The organism is Roseovarius sp. M141 (assembly GCF_024355225.1).
In the GTDB taxonomy this organism is placed as follows: domain Bacteria; phylum Pseudomonadota; class Alphaproteobacteria; order Rhodobacterales; family Rhodobacteraceae; genus Roseovarius.
This window is the reverse complement of the sequence record NZ_VCNH01000008.1, coordinates 3,133,841-3,154,324: the sequence shown is the minus strand read 5'-3', so window position 1 is coordinate 3,154,324 and position 20,484 is coordinate 3,133,841. Positions and strand designations below refer to the sequence as shown.

23 protein-coding genes are annotated in these 20,484 nt (G+C 61.8%); 12 read left to right on the top strand and 11 right to left on the bottom strand.

All coding sequences use genetic code 11. From position 1 onward, the window contains the following. The first annotated feature begins 67 nt into the window (after positions 1–67). Entirely contained in the window at positions 68–820 is a 753-nt protein-coding gene (locus tag FGD77_RS19280) for a ZIP family metal transporter (RefSeq protein ID WP_255012826.1), read from the top strand. A gap of 83 nt (positions 821–903) precedes the next feature. Here FGD77_RS19280 and dps read toward each other — a convergent pair whose 3' ends face one another. From dps to FGD77_RS19235, 9 genes are all read right to left on the bottom strand, one after another. Next, positions 904–1,392, bottom strand: coding sequence for a DNA starvation/stationary phase protection protein Dps (gene dps, locus FGD77_RS19275; protein WP_255012824.1), 489 nt, complete (start codon positions 1,390–1,392; stop codon positions 904–906). A gap of 155 nt (positions 1,393–1,547) precedes the next feature. Beyond that, entirely contained in the window at positions 1,548–2,564 is a 1,017-nt protein-coding gene (locus FGD77_RS19270; RefSeq protein ID WP_255012822.1) for an ABC transporter permease, read from the bottom strand. After that, positions 2,561–4,063: a sugar ABC transporter ATP-binding protein gene (locus tag FGD77_RS19265; RefSeq protein WP_255012820.1), complete on the bottom strand. Its 1,503-nt coding sequence runs from the start codon at positions 4,061–4,063 to the stop codon at positions 2,561–2,563. Before FGD77_RS19265 ends, FGD77_RS19270 begins: the two co-directional genes overlap by 4 nt. A gap of 66 nt (positions 4,064–4,129) precedes the next feature. Further along, positions 4,130–5,209, bottom strand: a complete 1,080-nt coding sequence (gene torT, locus FGD77_RS19260; RefSeq protein ID WP_255012818.1) for a TMAO reductase system periplasmic protein TorT — start codon at positions 5,207–5,209, stop codon at positions 4,130–4,132. Between the two features lie 72 nt (positions 5,210–5,281). After that, positions 5,282–6,253, bottom strand: a complete 972-nt coding sequence (locus tag FGD77_RS19255; protein WP_255012816.1) for a biotin-dependent carboxyltransferase family protein — start codon at positions 6,251–6,253, stop codon at positions 5,282–5,284. Then, a complete protein-coding gene (locus tag FGD77_RS19250) occupies positions 6,243–7,118 on the bottom strand; it encodes an allophanate hydrolase subunit 1 (RefSeq protein ID WP_255012814.1) in 876 nt (291 codons plus the stop codon). Before FGD77_RS19250 ends, FGD77_RS19255 begins: the two co-directional genes overlap by 11 nt. Further along, positions 7,115–8,497 (bottom strand): acetyl-CoA carboxylase biotin carboxylase subunit, encoded by a 1,383-nt coding sequence (locus FGD77_RS19245; protein ID WP_255012813.1) that lies wholly within the window; start codon positions 8,495–8,497, stop codon positions 7,115–7,117. The genes FGD77_RS19250 and FGD77_RS19245 overlap by 4 nt, the downstream gene beginning before the upstream one ends. Position 8,498: 1 nt before the next feature. Then, positions 8,499–8,732, bottom strand: coding sequence for an acetyl-CoA carboxylase (locus FGD77_RS19240; RefSeq protein ID WP_255012811.1), 234 nt, complete (start codon positions 8,730–8,732; stop codon positions 8,499–8,501). A gap of 25 nt (positions 8,733–8,757) precedes the next feature. Further along, the gene (locus tag FGD77_RS19235) at positions 8,758–9,540 is read right to left on the bottom strand and encodes a 5-oxoprolinase subunit PxpA (protein ID WP_255012809.1); all 783 of its coding nucleotides are present in this window, start codon (positions 9,538–9,540) and stop codon (positions 8,758–8,760) included. Between the two features lie 129 nt (positions 9,541–9,669). Between FGD77_RS19235 and FGD77_RS19230 the strand changes: the two genes are divergently transcribed. Both FGD77_RS19230 and FGD77_RS19225 read left to right on the top strand, forming a co-directional pair. Then, positions 9,670–10,569, top strand: coding sequence for a LysR family transcriptional regulator (locus FGD77_RS19230; protein ID WP_255012807.1), 900 nt, complete (start codon positions 9,670–9,672; stop codon positions 10,567–10,569). Positions 10,570–10,626: 57 nt separating this feature from the next. Further along, positions 10,627–11,532, top strand: a complete 906-nt coding sequence (locus tag FGD77_RS19225; RefSeq protein ID WP_255012806.1) for a DMT family transporter — start codon at positions 10,627–10,629, stop codon at positions 11,530–11,532. On the opposite strand, the gene FGD77_RS19220 is transcribed toward FGD77_RS19225, so the two are convergent. After that, the gene (locus tag FGD77_RS19220; protein ID WP_255012805.1) at positions 11,465–12,289 is read right to left on the bottom strand and encodes a glycosyltransferase; all 825 of its coding nucleotides are present in this window, start codon (positions 12,287–12,289) and stop codon (positions 11,465–11,467) included. The genes FGD77_RS19225 and FGD77_RS19220 overlap by 68 nt on opposite strands. Before the next feature lie 8 nt (positions 12,290–12,297). Further along, entirely contained in the window at positions 12,298–13,116 is an 819-nt protein-coding gene (locus FGD77_RS19215; RefSeq protein ID WP_255012802.1) for a putative rhamnosyl transferase, read from the bottom strand. A 104-nt stretch (positions 13,117–13,220) separates the two neighbouring features. On the opposite strand from FGD77_RS19215, the gene FGD77_RS19210 reads away from it, so the two are divergent. The 9 genes from FGD77_RS19210 (at position 13,221) to FGD77_RS19170 (ending at position 20,360) form a co-directional block, all read left to right on the top strand. Continuing rightward, the gene (locus FGD77_RS19210; protein ID WP_369682741.1) at positions 13,221–13,562 is read left to right on the top strand and encodes a VOC family protein; all 342 of its coding nucleotides are present in this window, start codon (positions 13,221–13,223) and stop codon (positions 13,560–13,562) included. Between the two features lie 311 nt (positions 13,563–13,873). Then, on the top strand, positions 13,874–14,245 hold the full coding sequence (gene rpsL, locus FGD77_RS19205; protein ID WP_076532270.1) for a 30S ribosomal protein S12: 372 nt from the start codon (positions 13,874–13,876) through the stop codon (positions 14,243–14,245). A 12-nt stretch (positions 14,246–14,257) separates the two neighbouring features. Continuing rightward, the gene (rpsG, locus tag FGD77_RS19200) at positions 14,258–14,728 is read left to right on the top strand and encodes a 30S ribosomal protein S7 (RefSeq protein WP_255012801.1); all 471 of its coding nucleotides are present in this window, start codon (positions 14,258–14,260) and stop codon (positions 14,726–14,728) included. 26 nt (positions 14,729–14,754) lie between these two features. Next, complete coding sequence (gene fusA, locus FGD77_RS19195; protein WP_255012799.1) at positions 14,755–16,878, top strand: elongation factor G; 2,124 nt, start codon at positions 14,755–14,757, stop codon at positions 16,876–16,878. Positions 16,879–16,966: 88 nt separating this feature from the next. Next, positions 16,967–18,142: an elongation factor Tu gene (gene tuf, locus FGD77_RS19190; RefSeq protein ID WP_255012797.1), complete on the top strand. Its 1,176-nt coding sequence runs from the start codon at positions 16,967–16,969 to the stop codon at positions 18,140–18,142. A 103-nt stretch (positions 18,143–18,245) separates the two neighbouring features. Beyond that, complete coding sequence (rpsJ, locus tag FGD77_RS19185; protein ID WP_076532278.1) at positions 18,246–18,554, top strand: 30S ribosomal protein S10; 309 nt, start codon at positions 18,246–18,248, stop codon at positions 18,552–18,554. A 14-nt stretch (positions 18,555–18,568) separates the two neighbouring features. Beyond that, positions 18,569–19,453, top strand: a complete 885-nt coding sequence (gene rplC, locus FGD77_RS19180; RefSeq protein ID WP_255012792.1) for a 50S ribosomal protein L3 — start codon at positions 18,569–18,571, stop codon at positions 19,451–19,453. Further along, on the top strand, positions 19,450–20,067 hold the full coding sequence (gene rplD, locus FGD77_RS19175; RefSeq protein ID WP_255012790.1) for a 50S ribosomal protein L4: 618 nt from the start codon (positions 19,450–19,452) through the stop codon (positions 20,065–20,067). Before rplC ends, rplD begins: the two co-directional genes overlap by 4 nt. Next, positions 20,064–20,360, top strand: coding sequence for a 50S ribosomal protein L23 (locus tag FGD77_RS19170; protein ID WP_255012788.1), 297 nt, complete (start codon positions 20,064–20,066; stop codon positions 20,358–20,360). The genes rplD and FGD77_RS19170 overlap by 4 nt, the downstream gene beginning before the upstream one ends. The last annotated feature ends 124 nt before the right edge of the window (positions 20,361–20,484 follow it).

The following is a 20,484-nucleotide window of genomic DNA, read 5'->3' as shown; positions in this document are numbered from 1 at the left end:
GCGCGACAGACCTTGTGCCAGATCAAGTTCACCGCGATATTGCGCGCTGTTGTCACAGGAGATGCTGATGGACGTGATCCCGTTGGGACTGCAGGCCGCCCTCTGGGGTCTGGTCGCGGGTAGCGCGCTGCTGCTGGGCGCGTCCGTGGGGTATTTCCTGCGCCTGCCGGCCGTCTTGGCATCGTCCATTATGGCATTCGGGATCGGCGTGCTGATCTCGGCGCTGGCGTTCGATCTGATGGACGAGGCGTTCAGCATCGGCGGCACCGGCGCTGCCGTTGCCGGATTTATCGGCGGCGCGGCCCTCTATGCGCTGGCGAACGCGATCCTTGCGCGGGCTGGCGCGCGCGAACGCAAGGTATCGGGCCGCGCCCCCGCCGCCAGCGTCGCCGCATCGCTGGCCATCGCCATCGGATCATTGCTGGACGGGGTCCCGGAAAGCGCGGCCATCGGCATATCGCTGCTGGATGGCGAAGGCGTGGCACTGGTGACGCTGCTGGCGATCGTGATCTCGAACATACCCGAGGGGCTGTCCAGCACGATCGGGATGAAGCGGGCGGGCAAGTCTGCAATCTATATCTTTGGTATCTGGACCGCCATCACGCTGGCCTGCAGTTGTGCGGCGTTTCTGGGATATACGGTAATCGGATCGCTGGCACCGTTCTGGATTGCGGCCGCCACAGCCTTTGCGGCGGGGGCGATATTCGTCATGCTGATAGATACGATGATCCCCGAAGCGTTTGACGAAATCCATGCACTGTCCGGGCCGATCGCGGCGGTGGGGTTCCTGCTGGCCTTTGCCGCGACGCATCTGCTGTGACAGCGCCGCCTCGCATGGCGCACAAGAAGAAAAGGGGTAGCCCTTTGGCTACCCCCTGAAGCTGGTTACTTTACGAACTGAAATCACTTTTTGGCTTCCGTGTGATGCGCGCCGATGAACCATGCGTCCTTGCTGACGCCACGGCTGACGGCGGTGTAGAGGTCTGCGGTTTCTTCGTCTCCCGCTTCGCCCGTTTCCTTGAGGCCCTCATGTGCCAGCGATGCAAACTGCACCATGCGCGTCTTCAGCGCTTCGATGTGGGTATCCTGATGCACTGCATCGCGCGGGTAGGCGTCCAGCTTGCCGTTCTTTTCGACGCCTTCCAGCGTGCCGTCGGCGGTGCCGCCCAGAATGACGATGCGTTCGGCGATGACGTCGACATGTTCGTCCATGCGGGCGCGCACCTCGTCCAGAAGCTCGTGAATACCGATAAAGCTGGGCCCTTTGATGTTCCAGTGCGCCTGCTTGAGCGCCAGTTGCAGTTGGATGCCGGTCGCCAGCGAGGTATTCAGATGGTTGATGGATGCCTCGCGGGCATTGTCGCTTAGGTAATCTGTGAACTTCTCGGTCATGTGATGTCCTTTCAGTTAGGTCGTGTCGCAGGGAGGGCGGTAGCCCCGCATGCGGTCTCTGGCACTATTACGCAGCGAGGGGCGCCGCGGTTCCACGCAGCGCCCCCTTTCAGCGACCTGGGTCGCCATCTGCGACACGCGGTCGCGGCGCAGCGTCAGCGCCCGCTCATGATCATGCGGAACCGAAGCTGATCGAAGATCACGGCGAGGATCAGAAGCGCGCCCAGCAGAACCATCTGCATATAGGAACTGACCTGCGCCAGATTCATGCCGTTCTGCACCAATATGATGAAAAACCCGCCCAGCACCACGTTCTCGACCCGGCCCAGCCCGCCGCGCAGGCTGACCCCCGCGATCACGCAGGCGGCGATGGATTCCAGCGCGATTGTGCCGCCCAGATTGGCCTCGCCCGATTCGACGCGCGCGGTCAGAAGCAGACCGGTCAGCGCCGCGATCAGCGAACAGAGGATATAGGCGATCATCAGCGTGCGGCGGGTGTTGATGGCCGACAAATGCGCGGCCTTGATATTGCCGCCCACGGCGTAGATCTGCGCGCCCAGCCGCATGCGCGACATGAAAACCCACATCACCGCAATGCAAGCCGCCGCCACGATCACCGGCACCGGGATGCCCCACAGCCTGCCAAAACCGAACACGTTGCCGAACGCATAGGGCAGCCCCGACACCGGGATGCCGCCCGTCAGGAACAGGGCCAGCCCCGCACCGACCGAGGACACGCCCAGCGTCATGATGAAGGGCGACACCTCGAACACGGCGACGCCGATGCCGTTGATCCCGCCGACTACCAGCGCCGCGCCAAACCCCGCCAGCGCGCCAATGGCGATAGCCAGCCACACCGCATCGGGAAAGACCGGCGCCATCGCCACCATCACCGTCGCCGACACTACTGAGCTGAGCGCGATCACGGTGCCGACCGACAGATCGAAGCCCCCTGAAATCAGTACCAGCATTTGTCCCAGCGACACGAGGATCAGATAGACTGACTGGCGCCCCACATTTACGAGGTTCTGAACCGTCAGAAACTTATCCGACATGATGGTGAATACGATCAGCGCGATCCCTAGGAAGAAGGGCAGCACGCCCACGCGGATGAACACCCGTTTCAGCAGGTTATCCTGCGGCGCGTCATCTGGGCCGGTGGCGGTCGTCATGCGGTTTCTCCCGTCTCGTCAAAGAAATGGCGCAGCACGTTGTCTTCGGTGCGCTGGTCGCCGGTCAACTCCGCAGTGATGCGTCCCTCGGCCATGACCAGAACCCGGTGCGCAAGGTTCAGCACTTCGGGCAGGTCGGACGAGATCACGATCACCGCCTTGCCCGAAGCGGTGATGTCGCGGATCAGGCGGTAAAGCGCGGCACGCGTGCCCATGTCGACGCCGACCGTCGGTTCGTCAAAGATATATAGATCGGCCTCATGGCCAAAGCTCTTGGCGAACAGTACCTTTTGCTGATTGCCACCCGACAGTTGCGCGACGGGTTTGGGGCGGTAGCTGCCTTTCAACTCGACCGTATCAAAAATCTCGGCGGCGGCGCTGCGCAGGGCGCGGGGGTGGATCATCGGACCACGCGCCTCGCGGCCCATCATCAGGTCGATGCATAGGTTCTGCCAGCCGCTTTTGGCCAGATCCAGCCCCTCGGCCTTGCGATCGGAGGTCAGGTAATGGATGCCCGCTGCCATGATATGCCGGGTGGGCGCGCCGGTGATCTCCGTGCCCTTCCAGCGGACGGTGCCGCTACGGACGGGCTGGATGCCCATGATGCTACGGAACAGGCGCGATTTGCCCGACCCGACCAGCCCGGCCATGCCCAGTACCTCGCCCCGCCGCGCGGTCACGGACGCGCCGCGTACGCCCCACGCGCGCAAGGACTCCACCTCCAGCAGCGTGTCGCCCGGCATGTGGGGAATATCGGGATAGATGTCGCGAATTGCGCGGCCTGCCATCATCTCGACCAGCGTTGCCTCGTCGGTTTCGGACATCAAAGTCGTGCCGATATAGGCACCGTCGCGCAACACCGTCACGCGGTCTGCGATGCGTTCAAATTCGTGGATGCGGTGCGAGATATAGATGATCGCGACGCCTTGCGCGCGCAGGCGCAGGACCGTCTGGAAGAGGTGGTCAACCTCGCGGTCGGTCAGCGATGCGGTGGGTTCGTCCAGGATCAGCACCTTGGGATCGCCGTGAAATGCCTTGGCGATTTCAACCATCTGCTGCTGGGCCCGGCTTAGATGCGCAACCACTGCGTTCACCGGAACATCAAAGCCGAGGCTGTCCAGCAGCACCTGCGCGGCGCGGCGCATGGCGCGGTGATCGGTGAAGGGGCCGACGCCCGGCTCGCGGCCCAGAAACATATTCTGCGCTACGGTCATTGTGGGAATCAGCGAGAATTCCTGAAAAACGGTATAGATGCCAGCAGCTTGGGCGTCTGCAACCGAGGTAAATCGCACGCTGCGCCCCTCGACCAGTATCTCGCCCTCCGAGGGGGTGTTGGCCCCGGCCAGAAGCGAGATCAGCGTTGATTTGCCGGCGCCATTTTCGCCGAACAGCACATGGACCTCGCCCGGCCTGACGTCGAAATCGACGTGATCCAGCGCGATCACGCCGGGGTAGACGCGCGTCAGGCGCTGCGTCTGGATCAGGGGAGTATCGCTCATTTGGGATATAGCCCTTTGAAGGGATGCGCCGGGCGGCGCGGAGCCGCCCGGCTGTGATGCGTCATATCATTCGACCGAAAAGATCGGCGAGAAATCTTCGGGCGGCAGGACGGCGGCGCGATTGGTATCTGCGATATTATCCTGATTGATGACGAAAATCTTCGGGCCGACATGCTTGATATAATCCTTGCCCTCCAGAACGCGGATCGCCTGATCGACGGCCATGCGTGCCTGAATGACCATGGAATCCGCAGGCGCGGCGGTGATGAAGCCCCGCTCGATCCCCGTCCAGACGCCCGGTGTCAGGTAAAAGGCCAGAATGCCCGTCTGATCCGTCAACCCGCGTGAGCGGATGACGCCCTGCGCCGCCTCGGCAGTGACGGCGGTGCCTGCGATATAGTCAACTTCGGGGTTGGCCTGCAGCACGTCTTCGACCAGTTTCAGTTGCGCCTCCTTGCCGGTGTCGCCATAGCGCGGCTCCAGCACCTTGACGGCGCTCCCCTCAACCGCGGTCATGAAGCCGGTATTCGCCGCCTCGACCCAGCCCGCGCCGGCGGGGCCGGGGAACCAGCCGACGGTGACCTCGTCGCTGCCTGCGGGGTGTTTCTCGGCCAGATAATTGCCGATCTCGCTACCCATCGTGTTAAACGATACCAGCGCCTTGCCTGAGATGTCCTGAGATGAGACGCCGTTGATTACGTCGATCACCGGGATGCCCTTGCCGGCCACTTCGGCGATGACAGAGTTCAGCCCGTCATAGGAAATCGCCCCGACGATCACCGCATCGGCGCCGCTGGCGACGCAATCCTCGATCTGGCTGATCTGGTTGGCCAGTTCGGTATAGCCGCCCGCGTCGGTGACATTCAGTTTGACGCCAAGGCGACGAGCCTCTTCGACCAGGCCATAGTCGACGCCCAGCCAATAGGCGTCCTTCATGTGGGGTAGGGCGGCGCAGATGTTCCATGGCTTTTCGGCCGTCTCCAGCGCCTCGTAGGTCACCGGGGTGCGCGCGCCATCTGCGGCAAAGGCAGGCTCGGTCTGCTCGGCATCGTAGGGGAACCACGCGTCCTGCGCCAGCGCGGCGCCGGGTAGAAGCGTGGCGGCCAAGGCCGTGCTGAGGGTTAGCTTGGTCAATATCCTTGTCATTGTCTGTTACTCCCGTTGGTTTCATGGGCGGGCATTGTGCCTGCCTCTTTTGCTTGGTTCTTGGCCCCGCCCTTAGGCGAGGGCGGCGCGGATTCTCTCCAGCCGTGCGCTGCGCTCGTGGCGTGCGTTCAGCGATTGCTGCATGTCGACCTGCCGGAACTTGACCGGCATGTTGGGCTGGAGCTGTCCGATCAAGTCCATATCGGCCGAGATGATCGCCCCGATGGTGAAATACCCACCGCCCGACACCGCGTCGCGGTGCAGCACGATAGGCTCGGTGCCGCCGGGGATCTGGATCGAGCCGTAGGAATAGCATCCATCGACGATATTCGACGGGTCCGACCCGGCGCCAAAGGGTTGTTCGCGCTCCACAAACTCCATCGGGTTGCCGCCGCGAAAGCGGTATCCCATGCGGTCGGCCTCGGGCGCGACCTTCCATTCGTCCGCAAAGAACTGCTTTTGCGAGCCTTGCGTCAGCCGGTGCCAATACAGTCCGGGCAGAACGCGTAGCTCTGCCGGTTTGGGCTGCTTGGCCAGCAGGGATCGGTCCAGTTTACGCTCTTTGGCCCGCGCCCCGGCCTTGCCCACGGGGACGGTATCGCCCGCCGCCAGCGCACGGCCCTCAAAGCCGCCCAAGGCGCCGATGGGGTAGGTCGCGCGACTGCCCAAGGCCGGGGGCGTGTCGATGCCGCCCGCGATCGCGATATAGATGCGTGCGCCGGATTTCAGGTACCCGAATTTCAGCGTCTGGCCTGCCTTGACCGGGAAGGACGACCAGCAGTCGCGTTCCTCGTCGTCGACGTAGACCGGCATTTCGGCCCCGGCCACGGCGACCAGTGCATCATCGTTGAACGTCAGCTCGGGGCCCATGAAGACCGCTTCCAATCCGGCGGCGTCCTCGGGATTGCCGACCAGCATGTTGGCGATGCGCATCGCCGCGCGGTCCATCGCGCCACCCTCGGGGATGCCGAGGTGGAAATAGCCGGGGCGCCCCAGATCCTGAATGGTGGTCAAAAGGCCGGGTTTGATGACTTCAAACGTCATTGAGAGCCTCCATCAGCTTGGCGTTGGTGCCGTCCATGTCGGTGTTGAAATCCTCCAGATCGAAGGTCACTTCGGCGATGCGGGGCGTATAGGTGCCGTCCTCGATTGCCTTGAGGATGCGGTCATATTCGGCGCGGTCGATGGGTTTCCATTTGACGATGTCGCCGGGTTTGAAGAACACCATGAAATCGCGCAGATAGCTGACCTTTTGATCGGCATCGAAGATCGTCATAGGCGTGATGCCGAACATCTGATAGCCGCCTGCGCCGCGCACGGAATAGACACAACTGAAACAGCCGCCATAGCCGACCGTCTGCTTGGGCGTGTCGGTGCGCGGTTTCAGATATTTGGGCACCTGAAGTTGTTTTTCGCGCTCGACCAGTTGGTAGAGGAAGGGCAGGCCCGAGACGAAACCGACCATCGACACGAACCACGGCGCGCTATGGTGCGCCTCGATGAAGGCCTCGACGCTGTCATAGCCGTTGATGCGCGCGGCATAGTCCAGATCGGTGCCGCTGGGGTCTTGGTGGCGCTCGCGAAAGCGCATGACACACTCATGCGTCCACGGGTCTTGGTAGAAGACTGGCACCTCGATGATGCGCGTCTCCAGCCGTTTTTCTGCGTTGATGGCCTTTTCTTCAAACTCTTTTAACTTGGCCATCATATCTTCGGGGGCGATCACGTCGGGGTCATAGCGCACCTGGAAGGAGGCATTTGCCGGGCAGATCTCGCGTACGCCGTCGATATTGGCGTCCTTCGCCGCGTTGCTCATGGCGAGCGATTTGAAGAACGCGTCCAGCGACATCTCTTCGTCCATCTCGACAAAGATGTGTTCGTCGCCGCCGTATGAATACCGTGTCTTCACGATGCTCCTCCTGTCTGGTCGGTGGTGAGGTTGCCCGCGTCCAGCCACGGCTCAAGCCATTGGGTATGGACGCGGCCCGCGCGCACGTCCGGCGATTGCGCCAGCGCCTTGTGCATCGGGATGGTGGTCTTGAGTCCGTTGATGCTGATGGCCTCCAGCGCGGTCGCCATTTTGTCGATGGCCGCCTCGCGGGTCGGGGCATGCACGATCAGCTTGCCGATCAGCGAGTCGTAAAAGGGCGGGATCTGGTAGCCCTCGTAGAGGAAATGATCGACGCGGATGCCGCCGGATTCCGGTAGAACGAGCGTGCCGACCACGCCGGGGAAGGGCATGAATTTATTCAGCGGATCCTCGGCGTTCAGCCGAACCTCGATGGCGTGGCCGGTCAAATGGATATCGGACTGCGCCACCGGCAGCGGCTCGCCCCCGGCAACGCGGATCATCATCGCGACCAGATCGAGGCCCGTCACCATTTCGGTCACCGGATGTTCGACCTGAATGCGCGTGTTCATCTCGATGAAATAGAACTCATCTGCTGCCGCGTCGTAGAGGTATTCGATGGTCCCCGCGCCGCGATACCCCACAGCCCGCGCCAGATCGACGGCGCTTTGGCACATCGCCTCGCGCGTGGGTTCGGGCAGATCGAAGGCGGGGGCCTCTTCCCACACCTTCTGGCGGCGGCGCTGGAGCGAGCATTCACGCTCAAAGCAATGCACGGCGTCGGTGCCGTCGCCCATGATCTGTACTTCGATATGGCGGGGCTGGGGGATGACCTTTTCCAGGTAGATGCCGCCATCGCCAAAAGCGGCCTGCGCCTCCTGCCGGGCCTGAGGGGCCAGTTTGGTCAGATCCTCGGGCGTGTCCGCGATGCGGATGCCGCGCCCGCCGCCGCCGGCGCTGGCCTTGATCATCACCGGATAGCCGATCTGACCGGCCAGATCGGCGGCGTGGTCCATGTCATCGATGCGCCCGTCCGATCCGGGGACGACCGGAACGCCCGCCGCCTCGGCGGCCTGGCGGGCCGATACCTTGTCGCCCATCCGCTCGATGGTGTCCGCAGACGGCCCGACAAAGATCATGCCCGCCTTCTCAATGGCGCGGGCAAAGCGCGGGCTTTCGGCCAGAAAGCCGTAGCCGGGATGCACCGCGTCGGCGCCCGCATCCATGGCGGCCTGCACGACGCGGTCCACGTCCAGGTAGGATTTAGCGGCTTGCGCGGGGCCGATGCATACGGCCTGGTCGGCCATGCGCACGGCCAGCATATCGGTGTCGGCTTCGGAGTGCGCCTGAATGGTATGGATGCCCAAGCTTTGTGCAGCGCGCACGATGCGCACGGCGATTTCGCCCCGGTTGGCGATGAAAAGACGCTGGATGCTCATGTTATTTCAACGTCGCCAGAACATCACCGGCGGACACTGCCGCCTCGTTGTCGACCGAATAGCCGTCGAACGTACCGGCCGCCTCGGCCTGCACCTCGATGAAGGATTTCATCACTTCGACCAGTCCGACGGTGTCGCCCACGGCCACGCTGTCGCCGGTCGATTTGAACGCCGGATCCTCGGGCGAGGGGCGGTGGTAGAAGGTGCCGGGAACCGGGGATTGAATGTCGGCCATGGTGTTGTCTCCTCCTTGGGTGTTTTTAGATGCTGTGTGCCAGAACGTCCTTGGCAGGGGCGATGGAAATGCCGTTTCCTTTCAGCGTGGCGCGGATGGCGCGCAGGATATCGACGGCGCCTGGCGTGTCGGAATGAACGCAGATCGATTCGAACGCGACATCGATGATTTTCCCGCTGGCCGTCTCGACGGTGCCGTCCTGGCAGGCGCGCAGGCATTTGCGCGCGAGGGTGTCGGGGTCCATCGCGGTCGGTTTGCGGGTGAACACGATCATACCATCGTCGCCGTAGTCACGGTCGGAATAGAACTCGCGTACCACCGGATGCGATAGCCGCTTGGCGACTTCGTAGGTTTTTGAGGCCCCCATGCAGAACAGGATCAGATCGGGGCTCATCTGTTGCAGTGTCTCGACCAGATGGCGCGACAGGTCTTCGTTGCGGGCAGCCTCCATATAGAGGGCGCCGTGCGGTTTGACGTGCTGAAGCGTCACGCCGTGGCGCCGCCCGAATTCGCGCAGGGCACCGATCTGGTAGAGGATGTCGTTGACCAGCTCGTCGTCGGCGGCGTCGATACGGCGACGCCCGAAACCTTGCAGATCCTTGTAGGCGGGATGCACCCCCAGCCCGACGCCGTGCGCCTTGGCCAGAGCTGTGACGCGGTTCATCGAATTGGGGTCACCCGCGTGAAACCCGGCGGCAACATTGGCCGAGCTGATGACCTCCATCAGAGCCTCGTCGGGCGCATCGCCATAGGACCAATGGCCGAACCCTTCGCCCATGTCGCAATTCAGATCGACGATCTCGCGCATACCGCGTTCCCCCTTGGCTGTGCTGAATTCCAGCCTGCAACGGCGATTAACGTTTGTAAATTTCAATTTAGTGAGGTTAGGATATCGGATAATCCGATAATGCTGATCCAACGGTGGCGGAGGGCGTCAGTGAACTTCAGGCAGCTGAAATATTTCGTCGCCACAGCCGAGACGGGGCAGGTCAGCCGGGCCGCCTCGGCACTGTCGATCTCGCAGTCGTCGGTGACGTCGGCCATCCGCGATCTGGAAACGTCGCTGGGCACCGTGCTGTTCCTGCGCACTCATCACGGTATGGATCTGACCGATGCGGGGCGCGATCTGCTGGCATCGGCCTATGCGATCCTGGCCAAGGTCGACGAAGCGCAAAGGCTGCGTCACCGCGATACGGGCGCGTCCGGCAAGGTGCGTATCGCCGCCAGCTATACGGTGATCGGGTATTTCCTGCCCTATCATCTGGATCGCCTGCGCCGCCTGCATCCCGATCTGGATATCGACCTGCACGAGTTGAACCGCGAAAGCATAGAAGAGGGGCTGCTGGCGAACCGTTTCGATATGGCAGTGCTGCTGACGTCGAACCTGTCCAACCCCGAACTGGAAAGCGAGACATTGATGCGCTCGACACGGCGGGTCTGGGTGGCCAGCGGTCACCGCTTTGCCCAGCGACGCAGCGTGGCGTTCGATGAGATCGCGACAGAGGATTACATCCTTTTGACTGTCGACGAGGCCGCGAATACAGCCATGAAATACTGGAGCCTTCAGACCGCGCAGCCCCGCGTTTGCCTGCGCACCATGTCGATCGAGGCGGTCCGGTCCATGGTGGCGAACGGGCAGGGTATCACGATCCTGTCCGACATGGTCTACCGGCCCTGGTCGCTGGAGGGCAAGCGCATCGCCACCGCCCTGACCGAGCCGGGCGTGCCGACGATGGATGTGGGGCTGGCCTGGCGGCGCGGTATCGCATTTTCACCGCAGATGCAGCTGATCCACAGCTATTTTCGCCAGACCTTTAACGCGCCCTACGCGGTCTGACAGGACTGCTGCGTCTTTGCGCTTGCCCAAGGGGAAGCTGCCTGCGCAAATGCCGCCATGAAACTGTCTGACAATACAATCGGCGCGCTGCTGATGATGGCGTCGATGGCGGCCTATACGCTGAACGACACGCTGATGAAGTCACTTTCAGGGCATGTGCCGCTGTTTCAGGTGATCTTTCTGCGCGGCTGCCTGACCAGCACGGCAGTCGCCGTGATCGCGTGGCGCATGGGCGCGTTTTCCAAGCGGGTTTCGCCCAAGGATGCGCGGGCCATTTTCCTGCGCGTGCTGGGTGAGGTGGCGGGCACCTATTTCTTTCTGACGGCGCTGTATCATATGCCGCTGGCGAATGTGACGTCGATCCTTCAGGCGCTGCCGCTGGCCATCACGCTGAGTGCCGCGCTGGTGTTTCGCGAAAAGATCGGCATCCAGCGGCTGGGCGCGATTCTGGTGGGGTTCGTCGGTGTCATGCTGATCGTGCGGCCGGGCGCAGACGGGTTCAACAGCTACGCGCTCTATGGGTTGGCGGCGGTCGGGTGTCTTACCCTGCGCGATCTGGCGACCCGCAGCCTCAGCCGCGAGACATCTTCGATGCTGGTCACCTTCGCCACGTCGGTGGCGGTCATGTCGGCCTTCGGGCTGGGCCATGTGGTGAGCGGCGACTGGGTGCCGCTGGGCCGCAGCGATTGGCTGACCATTGGCGGCGCGGCGACGCTGATCGTGGGGGGGTATCTCAGTTCGATCATGGTGGTGCGGGTGGGCGATATCGGATTTACCGCGCCGTTCCGCTATACGGCGATCCTGTGGGCGCTGCTGCTGGGGTGGCTGGTCTTTGGCGACTGGCCGATGCCGATCGTGCTGGTTGGCGCGGGGATCGTGGTGGCGAGTGGCCTGTTCACGCTGTACCGCGAGGCGCGTCTAGGGCGGAAAAGACGGCCCGTACCTGTTCTTCGTCCACGTTGAAGCGGTCCCTGAAGATCTGTCTCTGCGCATCTGTCAGCGGCTTCAATCTGCGGGGACGGAACTTGGCCGCGCTGTCATTGTCGGTATGCTTGGCGCGGATATACATCGGCGGGCGTGGGTGGATGATGGCGGGCATCACGTGATGCAACTTGTGATGCCCGTAATTCATGATCGTGCGCGCGTCGCCTTCGGCAAAATGGACCGCCAGCCCGCAGGCCCAGAACGGGCTGATGACATCCTCGGCAATCATGCCATCCGCTGACAGCGTGGCGGAATAGCCGGAGTTGAATTCGATCACCGTGCGCGGCTCGCGCCGGCGCAGCCGCCGGGTGCGGCGCGTGACGGACCGGATCAGCTCGACGAAATCGACGCCGACTGCATCATCATCGTCGAGGCGGAATTGCAGGCTTTCGGGACGTTCTTCGCCCAGTTCGTCCTGAATGGCCAGTTGCAGGGCAAGGCGGTGCTTCAGCGGCGCGCGCTGCGCGATCTTTATCTGCGGCACCGGGGCGCAGAGATCGCGCAGCTTTGTCAGCCACGGCTCGGGCATGTTCTGTCCGATCACGATAAGGAAGGTGAAATCGGGGTCCGTCTGCGCGCGAATCGACGGCAGGGTGAGCGTCTCGAAATGGGCAAACCGCAGGGCCATACGGGCAGGGGCATAAAGATAGGCCTCGCGCTTGGCCACACTGTCATGCATCCGCTTGAACCCGCCAAGGGCCGGGTAGGAGAAACGGCAGACGCCGATGACACGCATGGACTGTCCTATCTGTAAAGCGCGCGGATCGCATCCGCGTCGATGTTGTAGGTCCGACGAAACGCTGCTTCGCCTGCGGCGTCCAGCAAGGGCAGGCGGACGGGTTTGATCCCGTCCTTTTGGCGCGAATCGTTGAACTGGTTGTGCCCGCGAATATACATATCCGCCCCCGGCAGGGTCACAACGGGCATGACGCGGCCCAGTTTGGCATGGCTGAAATTCATGATACCGCGCGACGCGCCCGGCGCGACGGCCATTCCCAGCGCGGGGGTCCAGAGGGTTTCGACCGTGGGCTTGGCGTGGATGCCCTTGGGGCCGATGCGCGCGATATGGCCGCGATTGAAGTCGAGGCCGACATAGTGGTATTTTCTCAGCATCGGGCCTAGGTCACCCGCCGCCTCGCGCAGGTGTTGCACGAACGTTACGGCGACCGCATCATCATCATCCATGCGAAACTGGAGCGAGGGCAGGGGGCTGTCCTGCCGTACCTGATTGATGACGTCCTGCATGACCTGCCGGTGCCGGCCCGGCGCGCGCGGAATGATGACGGCTTGGGGCATATCCTCGACCAGATCCAGAAGGCGGGCCAGCAACGCCTCGGGCATCGCGTCGCCGACGACGATGGCGAGGGTGAAATGGGGGTCGGTCTGCGCCCTGAGCGGGGGCAGGGTGAGGGACTGGAAGGTGGCAAAGCGTTCTTCCATCCGCACCGGATCATAAAGATAGGCGGCGCGTGCCTCGGGCGTGTCATGGTGGATCTGAAAGCCGCCGATGGCGGGATAGGAAAACCGGCAAAGCCCGATCACCTGCATCTTGGTTTTGTCCATTGCCTGTGCGATCCTGTGCCGGTTGCCCGTGCTGACAGTGCCAGTGCGGCACAGCCAAGACAAGGCAAAGCCATGGTATTGGGCAAGGGCCGAAAGGGACGAATGTGACTGAAAAGCTGAAGATGGACTATGTCGAATTCTACGCGCCCGATCTGGAGCGCGAGCAGGGGTTCATGAACGCGGCATTTGGCTGGGATTTTGTCGAATACGGGCCTGACTATCGCGATATTCAGGGGTCCGGTATTGGCGGCGGGATTGAACGGGCGCCATTGGCCGCACCGCTGATCGTGTTGAAGGCGGAGGATCTGGACGCGGCATTGGCGCAGGTCAGGGCGGCGGGCGCGGATATCACGCGCGAGATATTTGATTTTCCGGGCGGTCGGCGGTTTGAATTCCGCGCTCCCGGCGGCACGCGCATGGCCGTCTGGACCACCGCAGCAGAGTGACCTCGCCACAGGCAACTTTGAAGGTGCCGGGCACCCCGCTTAATGGCCCCGGTGCCGCTGTTGACAAGCCTTCCGACTCCCCCTATACGCCCCTCATCCGGCTTGGGGGTCGCCTCGTCTGCCGATATCAGAACTGAAGTGGTCAAGATCCGGACGCCCGCCGTCCCGATCCTCTGGAAACTCGCCGCGTCCGCACCAGCAAGGGTTGCGATCGCGGTTGTTGCCTGTTGCGGACGCGCAGTGGGCATGGATTAACCGCATGGGTAAGACCCATGCACACACATGTGTTGAGAGACGGGGAAAGAACCGGAATGCCAACGATCCAACAGTTGATCCGCAAGCCGCGGCAGCCAAAAGTAAGAGCGCAGAAATCGCAGCATTTGCAGGGTTGCCCGCAAAAGCGCGGCGTCTGCACACGCGTTTATACCACCACACCGAAGAAGCCGAACTCGGCCATGCGGAAGGTCGCCAAGGTGCGCCTGACCAATGGCTTTGAGGTCATCAGCTACATTCCCGGTGAGAGCCACAACCTGCAGGAACACTCGGTTGTCCTGATCCGCGGGGGCCGTGTAAAAGACCTTCCCGGTGTGCGTTACCACATTCTGCGCGGCGTTCTGGACACCCAGGGTGTCAAAGACCGCAAGCAGCGCCGTTCGAAATATGGCGCGAAGCGCCCGAAGTAAGAGGATTAACAGATGTCCCGTCGTCACGCCGCCGAAAAGCGCGAAGTCCTGCCCGATGCCAAGTATGGCGACCGGGTTCTGACAAAATTCATGAACAACCTGATGGTCGATGGCAAGAAATCTGCCGCCGAGCGTATCGTCTACAACGCGATGACCCGTGTCGAAGACAAGGTCAAGCGCGCCCCGATCGAGATCTTTCACGAGGCGCTCGACCTGATCAAGCCGTCGGTCGAGGTGCGTTCGCGCCGCGTCGGTGGTGCGACCTACCAGGTCCCCGTCGAAGTGCGCCCCGAGCGTCGTGAGGCGCTGGCGATCCGCTGGCTGATCAACGCCAGCCGTTCGCGCAACGAACACACGATGGAAGAACGCCTTGCAGGCGAGCTTCTGGATGCTGTGAACAGCCGCGGCAGCGCCGTCAAAAAGCGCGAAGATACACATAAGATGGCCGAGGCTAACAAAGCTTTCAGCCATTATCGTTGGTAAAACAGATACTCTGAGGAAGCAGCCCAATGGCACGCGACTACGCTCTAGAACGCTACCGTAACTTCGGCATCATGGCCCATATCGATGCAGGTAAGACAACCTGCAGCGAACGGATCCTGTTCTACACAGGTAAGAACCACAACATGGGTGAAACCCATGAAGGTGCCTCGACCATGGACTGGATGGAGCAGGAGCAGGAGCGTGGAATCACGATCACTTCGGCTGCGACCACCACGTTCTGGCAGCGCCAGAACGATCCTACCCAGGAAGGTACGTCGGAAACCAAGTATCGCATGAACATCATCGATACACCCGGCCACGTCGACTTCACCATCGAAGTCGAGCGTTCGCTGGCCGTTCTCGACGGTGCGGTTGCGGTTCTCGACGCCAACGCCGGCGTCGAGCCCCAGACCGAGACCGTCTGGCGCCAGGCCGACCGTTACAAGGTGCCGCGGGTCGTGTTCGTCAACAAGATGGACAAGATCGGCGCCGACTTCTTCAACTGCGTCAAGATGATCAAGGACCGGACGGGCGCCACGCCTGCACCGATCCAGATCCCGATCGGCTCGGAAACCGAGCTCGAGGGCCTGGTCGATCTGGTCACGATGGAAGAGTGGGTCTGGGCCGGCGAAGATCTGGGTGCGAACTGGACACGTGGTCCGATCCGCGAAAGCCTGAAGGATGTGGCCGACGAATGGCGTGCAAACCTGATCGAATGCGCCGTTGAAATGGACGATACGGCCATGGAAGGGTATCTGGAGGGCGTCGAGCCTGACGAAGATACCCTGCGCAAGCTGATCCGCAAGGGCACGCTGTCGCTGTCTTTCGTTCCGATCCTGTGCGGCTCGGCGTTCAAGAACAAGGGTGTGCAGCCGTTGCTGAACGCCGTTGTCGACTACCTGCCCAGCCCCAAGGACGTTGTCGATTACATGGGCTTTGCCCCCGAGGACGAGACCGAGACCCGCAACATCCCGCGCCGCGCGGATGACGAGATGCCGTTCTCCGGCCTTGCATTCAAGATCATGAACGACCCGTTCGTCGGCTCGCTGACCTTCACCCGCATCTATTCGGGCAAGATCAAGAAGGGTGATACCGTCCAGAACACGACCAAGGGCAGGAAAGAGCGCATCGGTCGTATGATGATGATGCACTCGATCCAGCGCGAAGAGATCGAAGAGGCATTTGCCGGGGACATCATCGCACTTGCGGGCCTGAAGGACACGACCACGGGTGACACGCTGAGCGACGTCAAGGAACAGGTTGTTCTGGAAACGATGACCTTCCCCGATCCGGTGATCGAGATCGCGGTCGAGCCCAAAACCAAGGGCGACCAGGAGAAGATGTCGACAGGCCTCGCACGTTTGGCGGCCGAGGATCCGTCGTTCCGCGTGGAAACCGATCAGGAATCCGGTCAGACGATCATGAAAGGAATGGGCGAGCTTCATCTCGACATTCTGGTGGATCGTCTGCGCCGCGAATTCAAGGTCGACGCCAATATCGGTGCGCCTCAGGTGGCTTATCGTGAGACGATCGGTCACGAGGTCGAGCATACCTATACCCACAAGAAACAGTCGGGTGGGTCCGGTCAGTTCGCCGAGGTCAAGATGGTTATCTCGCCGACAGAGCCCGGCGAAGGTTTCTCGTTCGAGAGCCGCGTCGTCGGTGGTTCGGTGCCCAAGGAATATATTCCCGGCGTCGAAAAAGGTATCCGCTCGGTCATGGACAGTGGTCCGCTGGCGGGCTTCCCGGTTATCGACTTCAAGGTCGCGCTGATCGATGGCAAGTTCCACGATGTGGACTCCAGCGTCATGGCGTTCGAGATTGCCGGTCGCATGGGCATGCGCGAAGGCCTGCGCAAAGCAGGTGCCAAGCTGCTGGAGCCGATCATGAAGGTCGAGGTCATCACGCCTGACGAATATACCGGCGGGATCATCGGCGATCTTACATCGCGCCGTGGTCAGATTTCGGGACAGGAAAATCGCGGCAATGCCATCGCGATCGACTGTAACGTGCCGCTGGCCAACATGTTCGGTTACATCAACACGCTGCGCTCCATGTCTTCGGGCCGGGCCCAGTTCACGATGCAGTTCTCGCATTACGACCCCGTGCCGAGCAACATCTCGGAAGAGATCCAGGCCAAATTCGCTTAATCCGGGTGGCGGGGGCATCCCCGCCCTACCCAACCTGTAGGGTGGGCATGACGCCCACCACCTGACTTGCAAAAAGAGGAGCCACATCATGGCAAAGGAAAAGTTTGACCGCAGCAAACCGCACGTGAACATCGGGACCATCGGTCACGTTGACCACGGCAAGACCACGCTGACGGCTGCCATCACCAAGTATTTCGGCGACTTCCGCGCATATGACCAGATCGACGGTGCGCCCGAAGAGAAGGCCCGCGGCATCACCATCTCGACCGCGCATGTCGAGTACGAGACCGAGAACCGCCACTACGCCCATGTCGACTGCCCCGGCCACGCCGACTACGTCAAGAACATGATCACCGGTGCTGCCCAGATGGACGGCGCGATCCTGGTTGTGAACGCAGCTGACGGCCCGATGCCGCAGACCCGCGAGCACATCCTGCTGGGCCGCCAGGTGGGTATTCCCTACATGGTCGTCTACATGAACAAGGTTGACCAGGTCGACGACGAAGAGCTGCTGGAACTGGTCGAGATGGAAATCCGCGAGCTGCTCAGCAAGTATGAGTATCCCGGCGACGACATCCCCGTCATCCCCGGCTCGGCGCTGGCAGCAATGAACGGCACTCAGCCTGAAATTGGCGAAGAGTCGATCAAGGCGCTTATGGCCGCCGTTGACGAATATATCCCGACCCCGGCACGTGCCATCGATCAGCCCTTCCTGATGCCGGTCGAGGACGTATTCTCGATCTCCGGTCGTGGCACCGTGGTTACGGGCCGCATCGAGCGCGGCGTGATCAACGTTGGCGACGAAATCGAAATCGTCGGCATCCGCGACACCAAGAAGACGACCTGCACGGGTGTGGAAATGTTCCGCAAGCTGCTGGATCGTGGTGAAGCAGGCGACAACATCGGCGCATTGCTGCGCGGCGTTGACCGTGAAGGTGTCGAGCGTGGTCAGGTTCTGTGCAAGCCCAAGTCGGTTATGCCCCACACCAAGTTCGAAGCCGAGGCATATATCCTGAACAAGGAAGAGGGTGGCCGTCACACGCCGTTCTTTGCCAACTACCGTCCGCAGTTCTATTTCCGCACCACGGACGTGACCGGCACGGTCATGCTGCCCGAAGGCACCGAAATGGTGATGCCGGGTGACAACCTGCGCTTCGGCGTCGAGCTGATCGCCCCCATCGCGATGGAAGAGGGCCTGCGTTTCGCCATCCGTGAGGGCGGCCGTACCGTCGGCGCCGGCGTTGTGTCGAAGATCACTGAATAATTACTCTGGGCGGGCTGCATAGCCCGCCCCAAGGGTTCGAAGAGGGAGGCTGGATGGTCCGGCCTCCCTCCTATCAACTCCAATGCCGCGAAAGGCTAAATACATGCAAAGCCAGAACATTCGCATTCGGCTGAAGGCGTTCGATTACCGCGTACTGGATGCCAGCACGCAGGAAATCGTGAACACCGCGAAACGCACGGGCGCCGACGTCCGTGGCCCGATTCCGCTGCCGAACAAGATTGAAAAATTCACCGTTCTGCGTGGTCCCCACGTGAACAAGAAATCCCGCGATCAATGGGAAATCCGCACGCACAAGCGCCTGCTGGACATCGTTGATCCGACCCCGCAGACCGTGGACGCGCTGATGAAGCTCGACCTGGCCGCCGGCGTCGACGTTCAGATTTCGGTCTAAGGGGGGCACTGATTATGTTGCGCTCTGGCGTTATCGCAAAGAAGATGGGCATGACCCGTCTTTTCATGGAAGACGGGCGGCAGGTGCCTGTCACCGTTCTTCAACTGGACAAACTTCAGGTCGTCGCACAGCGTACGGCTGACAGCCACGGCTATTCCGCGGTGCAGCTGGGCGCAGGCTCGGCCAAGGCCAAGCGGACCTCGCAGGCAATGCGCGGCCACTTCGCCGCCGCCAAGGTGGAGCCCAAGCGCAAGATCGCGGAATTCCGCGTAGCGCCTGAGAACCTGATTGCAGTGGGCGAGGAAATCACCGCCAACCATTACTTCGAAGGTCAGTTCGTGGATGTCTGCGGCACGTCGATCGGTAAGGGTTTTGCCGGTGCCATGAAGCGTCACAACTTCAAGGGTCTGGAAATGACCCACGGTGTTTCGATCAGCCACCGTTCGCACGGCTCCACGGGCCAGTGTCAGGACCCGGGCAAGGTCTTCAAAGGTAAGAAGATGGCCGGTCACATGGGTGCCGCTCGGATCACCACGCAGAACCTGCAGGTGATCAAGACGGACGCTGATCGTGGCCTGATCATGGTCAAGGGCGCTGTTCCCGGCTCCAAAGGTGGTTGGGTGACGATCAAGGACGCGGTGAAAAAGCCGTTCCCCGAGAACGCTATCACGCCCGCCGCGCTGAAATCTGACGCCGAAGCCGCCGCCAAAGCCGCCGAAGAGGCCGCCGCAGCAGCCGCAGCCGAAGAGGCCGAAGCAGCCAAGGCAGCCGCCGAGGCACAAGCCGCCGAGGAAGCCGCAGCCGAGAAAGAGGCCGAGGCCGAAATCGCAGCTGACAAGGCAGAGGCCGGCGACCAGAGCGAGACTCTGGACGAGACCAAGAAGGATGATGAAGCATGAAACTCGACATGATCAAACTGGACGGCAGCACCGCCGGCTCGGTCGATCTGGGCGAAGACATCTTCGACCTGGACCCGCGCGCCGACATCCTGCACCGCGTCGTCCGCTGGCAGCGTAACAAGGCGCAGGCCGGCACGCACAAGGTGAAAACCCGCTCCGAGGTCAAGTATTCGACCAAGAAGATCTATCGCCAGAAGGGCACCGGCGGCGCACGCCACGGCGCGCGTTCGGCGCCTATCTTTCGCGGGGGTGGCATCTACAAGGGTCCGGTCGTACGCAGCCATGCGCATGATCTGCCCAAGAAGGTCCGCGCACTTGGTCTGCGACACGCCCTGAGCGCCAAGGCGCGCGCAGGCGAGCTGGTGATCATCGAGGATATCGCTGGCGTCACCAAGACCGGCACTCTGGCCAAGCAGATCAAGGATCTGGGCTGGAAGCGCGCGCTGATCATCGACGGCACCGAGGTCAATGCAGACTTCGCCAAGGCCGCCCGCAACATCGACGGTCTGGACGTCCTGCCGACGATGGGCGCAAACGTCTATGACATCCTCAAGCGTGATACTCTGGTCATCACCAAGGCGGGTGTCGAAGCACTGGAGGCACGTTTCAAATGAGCGCGAAACCTGAGCATTACGATGTGGTCCGCAAGCCCATCGTGACCGAAAAGGCCACCATGGCGTCCGAAAACGGCGCAGTGGTCTTCGAGGTCGCGATTGACAGCAACAAGCCGCAGATCAAGGAAGCCGTCGAGGCCCTGTTCGGCGTCAAGGTGAAGGCTGTCAACACGACCATCACCAAGGGCAAGGCCAAGCGTTTCCGCGGTCGTCTGGGCAAGCGCGCCGACGTCAAGAAGGCGTATGTGACGCTGGAAGAAGGCAACACGATCGACGTGACCACCGGTCTCTGAGGTCAGGTTGGCTTGAAGATTTGGAAACCCCGGCTGCGAGAGTGGCCGGGTTTTTTGTCTTATATTCATACATATCAATATAGCAAAGTATGATCTCGATTATCACAATTTTTGACTATACCTC

Bases quoted from the DNA above. Each gene is read 5' to 3' on its own strand.
- FGD77_RS19280 (WP_255012826.1), top strand. From the start codon at position 68: ATGGACGTGATCCCGTTGGGACTGCAGGCCGCCCTCTGGGGTCTGGTC.
- dps (WP_255012824.1), bottom strand. From the start codon at position 1,392: ATGACCGAGAAGTTCACAGATTACCTAAGCGACAATGCCCGCGAGGCA.
- FGD77_RS19270 (WP_255012822.1), bottom strand. From the start codon at position 2,564: ATGACGACCGCCACCGGCCCAGATGACGCGCCGCAGGATAACCTGCTG.
- FGD77_RS19265 (WP_255012820.1), bottom strand. From the start codon at position 4,063: ATGAGCGATACTCCCCTGATCCAGACGCAGCGCCTGACGCGCGTCTAC.
- torT (WP_255012818.1), bottom strand. From the start codon at position 5,209: ATGACAAGGATATTGACCAAGCTAACCCTCAGCACGGCCTTGGCCGCC.
- FGD77_RS19255 (WP_255012816.1), bottom strand. From the start codon at position 6,253: ATGACGTTTGAAGTCATCAAACCCGGCCTTTTGACCACCATTCAGGAT.
- FGD77_RS19245 (WP_255012813.1), bottom strand. From the start codon at position 8,497: ATGAGCATCCAGCGTCTTTTCATCGCCAACCGGGGCGAAATCGCCGTG.
- FGD77_RS19240 (WP_255012811.1), bottom strand. From the start codon at position 8,732: ATGGCCGACATTCAATCCCCGGTTCCCGGCACCTTCTACCACCGCCCC.
- FGD77_RS19235 (WP_255012809.1), bottom strand. From the start codon at position 9,540: ATGCGCGAGATCGTCGATCTGAATTGCGACATGGGCGAAGGGTTCGGC.
- FGD77_RS19225 (WP_255012806.1), top strand. From the start codon at position 10,627: ATGAAACTGTCTGACAATACAATCGGCGCGCTGCTGATGATGGCGTCG.
- FGD77_RS19220 (WP_255012805.1), bottom strand. From the start codon at position 12,289: ATGCGTGTCATCGGCGTCTGCCGTTTCTCCTACCCGGCCCTTGGCGGG.
- FGD77_RS19215 (WP_255012802.1), bottom strand. From the start codon at position 13,116: ATGGACAAAACCAAGATGCAGGTGATCGGGCTTTGCCGGTTTTCCTAT.
- rpsL (WP_076532270.1), top strand. From the start codon at position 13,874: ATGCCAACGATCCAACAGTTGATCCGCAAGCCGCGGCAGCCAAAAGTA.
- rpsG (WP_255012801.1), top strand. From the start codon at position 14,258: ATGTCCCGTCGTCACGCCGCCGAAAAGCGCGAAGTCCTGCCCGATGCC.
- fusA (WP_255012799.1), top strand. From the start codon at position 14,755: ATGGCACGCGACTACGCTCTAGAACGCTACCGTAACTTCGGCATCATG.
- tuf (WP_255012797.1), top strand. From the start codon at position 16,967: ATGGCAAAGGAAAAGTTTGACCGCAGCAAACCGCACGTGAACATCGGG.
- rpsJ (WP_076532278.1), top strand. From the start codon at position 18,246: ATGCAAAGCCAGAACATTCGCATTCGGCTGAAGGCGTTCGATTACCGC.
- rplC (WP_255012792.1), top strand. From the start codon at position 18,569: ATGTTGCGCTCTGGCGTTATCGCAAAGAAGATGGGCATGACCCGTCTT.
- rplD (WP_255012790.1), top strand. From the start codon at position 19,450: ATGAAACTCGACATGATCAAACTGGACGGCAGCACCGCCGGCTCGGTC.
- FGD77_RS19170 (WP_255012788.1), top strand. From the start codon at position 20,064: ATGAGCGCGAAACCTGAGCATTACGATGTGGTCCGCAAGCCCATCGTG.